The organism is Plasticicumulans sp. (assembly GCF_035331805.1).
Lineage (GTDB): Bacteria > Pseudomonadota > Gammaproteobacteria > Competibacterales > Competibacteraceae > Plasticicumulans.
Map to the genome: position 1 here is coordinate 12,850 of NZ_DAOLKE010000018.1, position 10,369 is coordinate 23,218.

Genomic DNA, 10,369 nt, shown 5'->3' on the forward strand with positions numbered 1-10,369 from the left:
GATGAAAACGCATTCTAATCGGGAATGAGTCGCATCTGTCGCCTGCCGGGCACGCGATCGGCAGATCCGCATTGCGCAGGGCCCGGCAGTCAGGATGTCCGGACTCCGGAGCGGCCGGAACCCGGGGGCTCGGCCGTCAGCGGGCTGCGCCGGGCACGGATGGCGGCCGCCGGCATCGTGCCGGCAAGGTTGCCGGAGGGTGGGGCGCGAAGCCGCGGCCGCCGGTGCAGCGGGGCGCTGCGCCCGGACGGCGGCTGCGCATCAGGCGCCGTCGTCGCTGACCACGCGGTTGCGGCCGCCGGACTTGGCGCGGTACAGACGGCGGTCGATGCGGGTGAGGAAGTCGGCCGGGTCATCGAGGCGGTCGGGCCGGATGGCACCGCAGCCGATGCTGACCGTCACCGGCAGGCGCAGGCCGTCGTCGGTGGCGCGGTACTGGCCTTGCAGCCGCGCGGCGATGCCCTCGCGCAGCTTGTCGACGACGCAGTGCACGCCGGCGGCTTCGGTTTCCGGCAGCAGCAGCGCGAATTCCTCGCCGCCGACCCGCGCGATCAGGTCGCCGGGGCGGCGCATGGCTTCGCGCCCGAGCGCGGCGATGCGGCGCAGGCAGTCATCGCCGGCGCCGTGGCCGCAGCGGTCGTTGAACAGCTTGAAGTGATCGGCATCGATCAGCGCCAGCCCGAGCGGACAGCCGGTGCGCAGCGCCCGCCGCCATTCGCGGTGGTAGTGCTGGTCGAAGCAGCGGCGGTTGGCGATGCCGGTCAGGCCGTCCATCAGCGCCAGCTGCTGCAGCAGCTGCGTCTGGCGCCGCAGGGTCACGTGGGTGCGCAGCCGGGCACGCACCACCGGCAGTGCGAACGGCCGCATGATGTAGTCGACCGCGCCGAGGCTGAAGCCCTTGATCTGCGACTCGACGTCATCGACGCCGGTCATGAAGATCAGCGGCAGCTCGCGGCCGAATTCGGTGTCCTTCAGGCGCCGGCAGACCTCGAAGCCATCGACCTCGGGCATGTCGACATCGAGGATCACCAGATCCAGCCGCGGGCTGTGGCCCACGATCTCGACCACCTCCCGCCAGTGCTTGGCGAACAGCAGTTCGAACTCGTCGCCGAGCCCTTCGGCCAGCAGCACGTGGTTGAACGGGTCATCGTCGATGACCAGGATGTGCGGCATCTCGGGGCTGCTCATGGTTCAGCGTCCGGCGGCCGGCGTCGTGGCGTGGCGGCACAGCCAGTCGCAGGCTGCGGCCTCGGGCAGCGGTGGCGAGAAGCGGTAACCCTGCACCGCATCGCAGCCGTGCTCGATCAGGAAATCGAGCTGCTCGCTGGTTTCGACGCCTTCGGCGAGCACCGACAGGCCGAGGTTGTGCGCGAGCGCGATGACTGCGGCGGTGATCTGCATGTCGGCCGGATCGTGCGGGATGTCGAGCACGAAGCTGCGGTCGATCTTCAGCGTGTTGATCGGGAAGCGCTTCAGGTAGGCGAGCGAGGAATAGCCGGTGCCGAAGTCGTCGATCGCGAGGCTGACGCCGAGCCGGCGCAGGGCTTCGAGCTGCTGGGCGACCGTGTCCGGGTTTTCCATCAGCGCGCTCTCGGTCAGTTCGAGTTCGAGATACCGCCCCGGCACGCCGGTCTCGTCGAGGATGGCCGCGAGCTGCGGCGCCAGCGCGTGCAGGCGCAGCTGCCGGGCCGACAGGTTCACGGCCATCGAGTGGATCGGCACGCCATCGGCCAGCCAGCGGCGCAGGCAGCGGCAGGCCTCGCGCAGCACCCATTCGCCGAGCGGCACGATCAGCCCGGTTTCCTCGGCGAGCGGGATGAAGTCGGACGGCGGCACCATCTTGCCGTCCGGCCGCCGCCAGCGCACCAGCGCCTCGACACCAAGTGCGGCCGGTTCGCCGAGCATGATCTGCGGCTGGTAGTACAGCACCAGCTCCCCGCGTTCGAGCGCACGGCGCAGGCGCGCCTCCAGCACCAGGCGCTCCTCGACGGCGCGCGTCATCGCCTCCAGATAGAAGCGCGCATTGCCGCGACCGTCCTCCTTGGCGCGATACAGCGCAGTGTCGGCACGCTGGATCAGCGCTCCGGCCTCGGCCCCGTCGGCCGGGTACAGGCTGATGCCGACGCTGGCACCGATCCAGACCTCGTGGCCGCCGCCGAGCAGGAAGGGCTGCTGCAGGGCTTCGATCAGCGTTTGCGCGACGCCGGCGGCACGCTCGGGCTCGGTGACCTCCTCAAGCACGACCACGAACTCGTCGCCGCCGAGGCGCGCGAGCAGGTCGGACTGGCGCAGCCGTTCGCGCAGCCGGCCGGCCGCCCGCACCAGCAGCTCGTCTCCGGCGGTGTGACCGAAGCTGTCATTGACCAGCTTGAAGCGGTCGAGATCGAGAAACAGCACCGCCAGGCCGCCTCCGCTGCGCGCGGCGCGGCGCAGCGCCTGGTCGAGTTCGGCGATCAGCAGCAGCCGGTTCGGCAGTCCGGTCAGCGCGTCGTGGTGCGCGAGGTGTTCGAGATCGTGGGCGTTGCGGACCGCCGTGATGTCGGAGAACACGCCGACATAGCGGATGATCGTCTGGTCGGCATCGCGCACGGCGTTGATCGTCAGCCACTGCAGATAGGGTTCACCGCTGCGCCGGCGATTGCGGATCTCGCCCTGCCAGTGCCCGCTCTGCTGCAGCGCGCGCCAGAAATCCAGATAGAACGCCCGGCCCTCGTAGCCGGACTGCAGCATGCGCATGTTGCGGCCGAGGACTTCGCCTTCCGCATAACCGGTGATGTTCGAGAATGCCGGGTTGACGGCGACCACCGTGCCCTCGGGGTCGCAGACGACGATGCCGTCCTGCGTGCTCGAATAGACCATCGCCGCCTGGCGCAGACCGGCTTCGTTGCGCCGGCGCTCGGCAATCTCGGCCTCCAGCGCCTGCTTGGCGAGGCGCAGGTCGTGCGTGACGCGCTCGTTCTCGGCCAGCGTCGCCTCGAGCTCGAGCGTGCGCTCGCGCACGTGATCTTCGAGCAGCGCGGCCGTGTGATACAGCGTGAAGCCGGACTCGGCGCTCTCCAGGCTGGTCGTCGATTTCTCGGCGCGCCGGATCAGCGCCGTCACCACCTTGCGCAGTCGCAGGACTTCCGCCTGCAGGGCCTCGGGGTCGTCCGGCAGGGGCAGGAGTTCATTCATCACCGGACCTGCCGATCGCGACGCCGGTCAGCGTGTGATTGACATGCACGCCGGCGTACTGCTCGCCGTAGGTGCTGAACCCGACCATGCGATAGCGCCGGAAGCGTTCGCCGAGCGCAGCCTCGCAGTGCTTGCGCCGGGCTTCGAGCCGGCGCAGCACGCAATCGAAGCTGATGACCAGATCCGGTTCGCCGATCCCGGCGCGGATGCTGTCCATCGACGAGTCGAGGTGAGCGACCATGTCGCGGGCCTGCGCGACGCGCAGCACCAGCCCGAGTTCGATCGCACAGAAGAAGGTCAGGCTGCCGTCGGCGTGGGCCTCGCGGATCGAGCGCACGTAATCGGTGCCGTCGATGACCACGACCACCGGTGCGGCCGCGAAGGTCTCGGGGGCAAGCTCCGCCACCGGCACGCCGATCAGGCGGGCATATTCCTGCGCCGCCGGCAGGCCGTTCAGCTCGAACACCCGCCGGCGCTTCGGATCGGCCTCGGTGACCACCAGGCGTTCCTTGTCGTGGGTGAAGTGCTGGGTCTTGAACACCCGGCTGCGCCGGCGCGTGCTGACCAGTGCCAGCACGGCGCTGCGGGTGTGGAAGGCGCCATCGTGATAGACCCAGCTGCGGCCGAAGTGCAGACCGTCACCGGCCGAGCCGCCGACCAGCGGTGTGCGCCCGAGTGCGCGCTGCAGCGCATAGGCGACCGGTTCCTCGCGCTGCGCGAGGCCATCGACCAGCAGCAGGGCGAAGCGCTCCTGCCCGTCCGTCACCGCCGGCATCTGCGCGAGCAGGGCATCGACACAGTGCTGGCCGGCATCGAGGCTGACGTCGTCCAGACCGTCGAGCCGGGCGGTCGCCACCGTGAATTCTGCCGCCGGCAGGCTGAAGCCGGTGATGCCGCCGGTCTGGTAGCCGCTGGCGCCGAGTTCCCCGGCGGTCGTGCAGCCGATCATCGGCACGTCACCGAAATGATGCTGCAGGGCTTCGGCCAGCACCGGACGCGGATAGGCGGTCGAACAGAACACCACGACCAGCGCCGCATCGGGCTGACTGATCTGGGCATGCAGTTCGCGCACGGCCAGGCCGACCTCGCACGCCTGCGTGTGGCCGGTCAGGATGCGGGCGGAAGCGGATTCCATCGATGACTCCTCGGCGGTATTCACATGGCGGGGTCCTTCCTGCGCTTTCTGGTTTGCACCGGATTCCGGGCTGCTCCGGCGGGCGGCATTACAGGCCATTGGGGTTTTCCGGAAGGAATGTCGGAATTGCCGTAGCGACATTGATTGCTATTGCATTTGCATCATTTCGGTTTCTGAAGCGTTCCGGGTGCAGCAGCCCATCCGCCTGTCCATGTCAGAAGCGGGCCTGCAGGGCCTCGTCGCGAGGTCTGTACCGATACAGATTCCTGCAGGACGTACTGAGGCAACTGCTTGAACAGTATGCACTGAGCACGGCAATAATGGACAGAAGCTTGTGGTCATGGCCTTTGCAGCGGCGTTCATGGTCTGGATTGTGCGGTGCAAAATCGACAAGTCTTCGTGACGGCACGGTTGTCGGCGTAGGTGTCGGCGGTGGTGGTCGCGGCCGTTGAAGCGCGGAATTCCTCCGTAAGCAAGCCATATGCCATTGCCGTCAAGCACGGTTGAGCCGGTCTGCCTGCGCAATCATTGCAAGCCTTGCATATCGGCCCAGGTTCAATGGAATTAAGCGTTTGCTCTCGTTTCAGCAGGCAGTTTCACCAGCGGCCACATTTTTGCGGTGCGTCAATTAGCGCAGGCGAAGCGGTGCGTGCCGGGGGCAATTCGCGGTTTGCAACGCTCCTGCGCCCATGCCGGAACACATCGTGCGTCAGTCGTTGCAGTTCTGTACCGCTACGCTGTGACGGATCGAATCCTCCCCGGACCTGCACCCCGAATGTCTCCGCTCCCTGGCTGTCGCCGTCTCATCGTCTTGTGCTGGCTGTGTGTATGTGCAGGGCTCGCCTCGTGGCCCCCCGGGGCCGTGGCTGAACTTCCTGCGGTGCAGGTCCTGAGCGGCCGGCTCGAAGCCGGGCAGAGCGTGCTGTTTGCACTGCCGGGACTGAGGGCCGGCACGCAGCTGAGGTTTCGGGCCGAGGGCCTCGACGGCAGTCTCGATCCGCTGCTCGCGGTGCTGAAGCCGGGGCTTGATCTCGAGCGGGCGCGCATCGACTACCGCGAGCGCTACCAGCGCTTGCGTGCCGGGCGCACCGAGGACCCGGCAGCCTACGCGGCGCTGCTCGACGAGTACGTGCTCGCGCAGGCCGACGACAGCGCCGGCGGTTATGCGGCCGATCTGGAGTTCACGGTGCCGGCCGATGGCGACTACCGGCTGCTGCTGAGCGCAAGTCCGCTGCGCCCGGGCTTCGGCGGCTACCGGCTGACGATCGCCGGCGAGGAGGAAATCGCGGCGGTCAGCGTCCTGGCCGGTGTCTGGGGCGGCGATGCGCGCGTGCAGGCAACCGGACTCGCCTTCACCGGCGACGAACCCTGGCGCTATGTCGAGCTGCGGCCGGTGCAGGCCGGCGAGACGCTGCAGGTGCGGCTCGAAGCCGTCGACGGGGCGCCGCTGCCACCGCAACTGCTGCTGCTCGACTACGGCGACAAACCGCTCGCCACCGCCAGCACCAGCACCGCTGCGCCGGCGCGACTGACGCTGACGCATGAGTTTCGCAGCGCCGACCCGGCACCGCGCCTGCGCGTCGCGCGTCCCGATGGCGCGAGCGGCGCGCAGTACCGGCTGCTGCTCGGCATCGACACCGCCGCGTTCGGCGACGGTCCGGTCGAGCCGCTCGGCCGGCCGTTGCTGCAGGTGCCGATCGAGGTGCAGGTCGGCGTGCGCATGGACCAGATCACCGGCGTCGACCAGCGTGGCGAGAACTTCGGTGCCGTCGCCTCGCTGCGCATGGACTGGACCGACCCGGCACTGGCCTTCAATCCCGAGTCCTGCGGCTGCCGTCTGAAGACCTTCGGCGGCGACGCCTTCGCGCAGTACGTGCAGCAGCACGGCGCGCTGTGGCCGGAGTTCGTCGTGTTCAACCAGCAGGGCAACCGCTGGGCGCAGAAGCGCCTCGTCGTGCTGCGCCCGGACGGTTCCGCACAGTATTACGAGCGCTTCTCGACGACGCTGCAGGCACCGGATTTCGATTTCCGGCGTTTTCCGTTCGATACGCAGCGGTTTTTCATCCGCGTCGAACTGATCGCGCCGGAGTGGAAATTCCGTTTCGTCGAACTGCCCGGCTACAGCGGTCTCGGCCGCCAGCTTGGCGAGGAGGAATGGGTCACGACCGGTTTCGACACCCGCATCAGCAGCGAGACCGAAACCACCGGCCTGCCGGTATCGCGGTTTTCCTACGGCTTCACGGCCGAGCGGCACCTGAATTACTACGCGTACCGGATCTTCCTGCCGGTGCTGGTGATCATCGTCATCGCCTGGGTGACGCTGTTCCTGCGCGACTACGGCAAGCGCGTCGAGGTCGCCGGCGGCAACCTGCTGTTGTTCATCGCCTTCAACTTCACGATCTCCAGCGACCTGCCACGGCTCGGCTACCTGAGCTTCCTCGATACGCTGCTGCTCAGCGCCTTCGTCGTCACCGGCTGCATGTTCGTGCTCGCCGTGTACATGCGCAGGCTGGAGGCCGGCGGGGCCAGCGCTGTGCTGCAGCGTATCGACGGCTGGGTGATCTGGCTGTATCCGCTGGCATACGTGCTCGGCATCGGCGCGATCGTGGCGTTCTACCGCTGAGCCGGATGCGGAGGCGGCGGTGCCGCCGGTCGGCTAGTCGTCGTAGCCGTGCTTCGCGAACCAGGCCGCAAGCCGCGGGCTGTGTGCGGCGCTGTCGCGAACCAGCGTCCTGCGCGTGGCGGCCGGAAGCGCGCCGAGGCGGGCGGTGACTTCGGCGGCGGCGGCGTTCAGGGCTTCGACGACATGGCGGCGATCCGCGTCCTTCAGGGCCTTCACGGCTTCCGGACGTGCGGCGTGCAGGGCGGCATCGAGTTGCGCGAGCGCGGCGCGGGCGGCGGCGAGCAGTTGCGGATCAACCGGTTTCTGCTGCTGCAGATAGGCCGGTGTCTGCGCGTTCATGCCTTGCGCGGCGGCCTGTGCCCCGCGGCCGGGGGCGGGATGGGGCACCTGGAAGGTCGGGACCGGCATCGTGGCGATGACCTCCGCATTGGCATGACCACGTCCCGGATCATCCGGCGGCGGGAGGCCCGGGACGGTGGGGTGACCGGCCGAAACCCGGAAACGGCCGAGTTATAGCATTCAGGCAGGATGCAGGAATGATCAATCCGGGCAGGGGGCGGGCGAAGGTGCTGACAGATGCGCCGCCACCCGGAAAGGTACGGGTGGCATCACCGATCCTGCAGTTTTGCCCTGCCGCGTGCAGTGCCGGGTCTCAGGCAGCCATTGCCTGCATGCCGGAATGACCGGAGTTCGCCCGATAACGGCGACGGGCGGCCATGACGACACCGAGACCGAGCAGCAGCATCGACGAAGGGGCAGAAACGACCGTGGAAACGCGGACGTTGTCGATACCGTAGGATTCGTCGGACAAGCCGCTGTTACTCGCCGTTGCGAAGCTCAGATTGAGATTCGGTGCGAGATCGGAAAAGGTCAGCGTGATGTGGAAGATCCTGTCGGTGGCAAGATTGTTCCATTGAGGGTTGCCACCATACTGGCCGGAGCTGACCGGAGTGTACGTGGCTCCTGTCAGGGTGTTGCTGTACGGGTAGCTGGCGTATTCGTAACTGAGGGAAGCGTACTGGGTGCCATTGGCCGTGACGTTGACAATGTCCGGCGACCAGTAAGGATTCACCGCGCCCGGGCTGGCCTGGGTGCCGGTGTAGTGTCGATCCCAGGTGTCGAACAGATAGAGATCAAATTCGACCGTCACGGAGGAATGGCTGTCGAGACCGGTCAGCGACAGCGTGGAGCCAGTACCGGTGCCCGTGCCGGCAAATCGTCCAAGAACGGAATTCGGGGTGGCCTGGGTCGTCGTGTATGTCGTGTAATTCGACCACTTGCCGTCGCTGGGACCCGAGAAGTCATTGAAATAGGAAACGGCGGCAGGAGCCGATCCGGAAGCTGTGAGCAGGAGTGCGGCCGAAAGGCCCTTGAGCAGTGAATTCTTGTCCATGTTTCCCTTCCGATGATGCTTTCGGCAGCGCGCTACCCCCTGCCGTACCAGGGCGGTACCTGAATCTCGCACGCTGCTCCAGGCAGCGTGCCCGCTCGGACCATCCCCACCAGGCGCTGCTGTTCGGCAGTGGGGCAGAAGGCTTGCAGGATCGTGGCTGCGTCGGTTGGCTCCGACGGGGGCGCTCGATCCGCAGCGCGGGCAAAGCATCCAGTTTTTGACTGGCGCGAGGTTAGCGTCTGGGGTCGGTCACGTAAAGGATGGCAACAGCCGGAACGCACGGGCCGCAGGCCTCATGCCGGCCGGGCATCCCGTCTGCGCCGCCTGCCGCGCGCTCGGTGGCCGGGGGCAAAGCGGCATGGATCATGGCGACCGGGGCTGCGGGTTTCCGGATTTCCGTCGTTGCAGCCCTGAGTCCGGTTGCGCAGCACTGCATTTCGAAATGGTTCCTGAATAACGAAATATTCATGAACCGGATGAAAGATGATACGTCCGCTGCGCGGCGGGTCCCCGGCTCGCCGGCATCCGGATGCGTCCGGCAAAACGTGTCTGATGAATCAGGCACGTATCGCGACCGGCGGATGATTCGAACGGCGGCTGTCAGGGATTTGCGCCCATGCCTGTGAGCGGTCGCCGGCGATCGGGCCAGGGCGCCGGATGCAGGCCGGTCTCGCTGGATGTGTGCAGGTGGGGCGGCACGGGCCGGATCGTCCTGTGTGGCCCGGCCGCGCCGGAGGCATCACGGTTGTGGCGCCCTGGTCTGGTTCAGTGAATGTGAACCATTGTGCCGATGGGGGTTCGTTCGCTTCAGGCAGCGCGGTTCCGGTTTCAGGACCGCCGGCCGGCGGTCGCCAGCCACAGGCCGGTGGCGATCAGTGCGATGCCCGCCCAGTGGTAGGCGTACAGGCGCTCATCGAGCAGCAGCCAGGACAGCAGCGCGCCGAAGGCCGGCATCAGGTGCAGGAACTGGCCGCAGCGGTTCGGGCCGAGTTCGGCGACGGCGCGGTTCCAGAAGATGTAGGCGAGCACCGACGGGAAGATCGCGACGTAGGCGATGCTCGCGAGCGTCACGGAATTGATTGCCAGTACATGCCCGGCAACCAGCCGGTCCCACAGGTAGATCGGGATCAGCGCCAGCAGTCCGGTCAGCATCGTCGCGGCCAGGAACGCGAGCGGCGGCAGGCCGGCCGGCCGCCAGCGCAGGCAGACCGAATACAGCGCCCAGCTGACCACGGCCGCGAACACCCAGGCATCGCCCAAGTTCAGCGCCAGTTGCGCGAGCACGTGCCAGTCGCCGCGGGTGACGATGACGGCAACCCCCGACAGCGACACGACCACGCCGAGCGCCTGGCGCGGCGTCGGGCGCTGGCCGAGCAGCAGGAAGGACAGCAGCACGATCAGCACCGGCGCCGTCGACACCATCAGCACGGCATTGGTGGCCGTGGTGTCGCGCAGGCCGAGGTAGACGAAGCTGTTGAAGTTGGTGATGCCGAGCACGCCGAGCAGCGTCAGCGAACGCCAGTGCCCGAGCAGCAGGCCGCGGTGGGCACGCAGTTGCGGCCAGGCGAGCGGCAGCACCAGCAGCAGCGCAATGGCCCAGCGCCAGAACGACAGCGCCAGCGCCGGAATCTCGCCGTGCACGGCGCGCCCGAGCACGAAGTTGCCGGACCAGAACAGCGTGGTCAGTACCAGCAGCAGATACGGGGACACGGCGGCGGCGGGCATGGCCGGGCTCCGGCGGCAGGTTCACGGACTCGGGGACAACATCGCCCGCCGGGCGTGGCCGCCGGGCGGGCGATGGAAGGGCGGCCGCGATGCGGCCGGCTCGCTTCAGTTGCGGGCGACGCGGCGGCTGGCGGTCACGGTCTTGGCCGCCGGCGCTGCCGCCGGCTTCTTCGCCGCCGGCGCCTTGCCGGCGGCAACGGTCCGGGCTGCAGGCTTTGCGGCCGGGCTGGAGGTGGTGGTGACGCGGGCTGCAGGTTTCGCGGCCGGGCTTGCCGAGCTGGGTGGCGGCGGTCTCGCGCGTCTCGTCGAGCACGCGGAT

The 10,369-nt window shown here is 67.9% G+C and carries 7 protein-coding genes and 1 pseudogene; 2 read left to right on the plus strand and 6 right to left on the minus strand.

Annotation, left to right across the window (positions count from 1 at the left end):
• Positions 1-261 precede the first annotated feature (261 nt).
• From PKE44_RS02840 to PKE44_RS02850, 3 genes are read right to left on the minus strand one after another with little or no spacing between them, the layout of a single operon-like run.
• Positions 262-1,188, minus strand: coding sequence for a diguanylate cyclase (locus tag PKE44_RS02840; RefSeq protein ID WP_324548153.1), 927 nt, complete (start codon positions 1,186-1,188; stop codon positions 262-264).
• A gap of 3 nt (positions 1,189-1,191) precedes the next feature.
• Entirely contained in the window at positions 1,192-3,174 is a 1,983-nt protein-coding gene (locus tag PKE44_RS02845) for an EAL domain-containing protein (protein ID WP_324548154.1), read from the minus strand.
• Positions 3,167-4,309, minus strand: a complete 1,143-nt coding sequence (locus tag PKE44_RS02850) for an FIST N-terminal domain-containing protein (RefSeq protein WP_324548155.1) — start codon at positions 4,307-4,309, stop codon at positions 3,167-3,169. Before PKE44_RS02850 ends, PKE44_RS02845 begins: the two co-directional genes overlap by 8 nt.
• Before the next feature lie 862 nt (positions 4,310-5,171).
• On the opposite strand from PKE44_RS02850, the gene PKE44_RS02855 reads away from it, so the two are divergent.
• Positions 5,172-6,932, plus strand: coding sequence for a hypothetical protein (locus PKE44_RS02855; RefSeq protein ID WP_324548156.1), 1,761 nt, complete (start codon positions 5,172-5,174; stop codon positions 6,930-6,932).
• Positions 6,933-6,965: 33 nt separating this feature from the next.
• Here PKE44_RS02855 and PKE44_RS02860 read toward each other — a convergent pair whose 3' ends face one another.
• From PKE44_RS02860 to PKE44_RS02870, 3 genes are all read right to left on the minus strand, one after another.
• Positions 6,966-7,340: a hypothetical protein gene (locus PKE44_RS02860; RefSeq protein ID WP_324548157.1), complete on the minus strand. Its 375-nt coding sequence runs from the start codon at positions 7,338-7,340 to the stop codon at positions 6,966-6,968.
• Between the two features lie 244 nt (positions 7,341-7,584).
• Positions 7,585-8,325, minus strand: a complete 741-nt coding sequence (locus PKE44_RS02865) for a hypothetical protein (protein ID WP_324548158.1) — start codon at positions 8,323-8,325, stop codon at positions 7,585-7,587.
• Between the two features lie 828 nt (positions 8,326-9,153).
• A complete protein-coding gene (locus PKE44_RS02870; protein ID WP_324548159.1) occupies positions 9,154-10,050 on the minus strand; it encodes a DMT family transporter in 897 nt (298 codons plus the stop codon).
• On the opposite strand from PKE44_RS02870, the pseudogene PKE44_RS02875 reads away from it, so the two are divergent.
• Positions 10,049-10,369, plus strand: a pseudogene (locus tag PKE44_RS02875) (hypothetical protein); the annotation flags it as partial. The gene PKE44_RS02870 and the pseudogene PKE44_RS02875 sit on opposite strands and share 2 nt — an antisense overlap.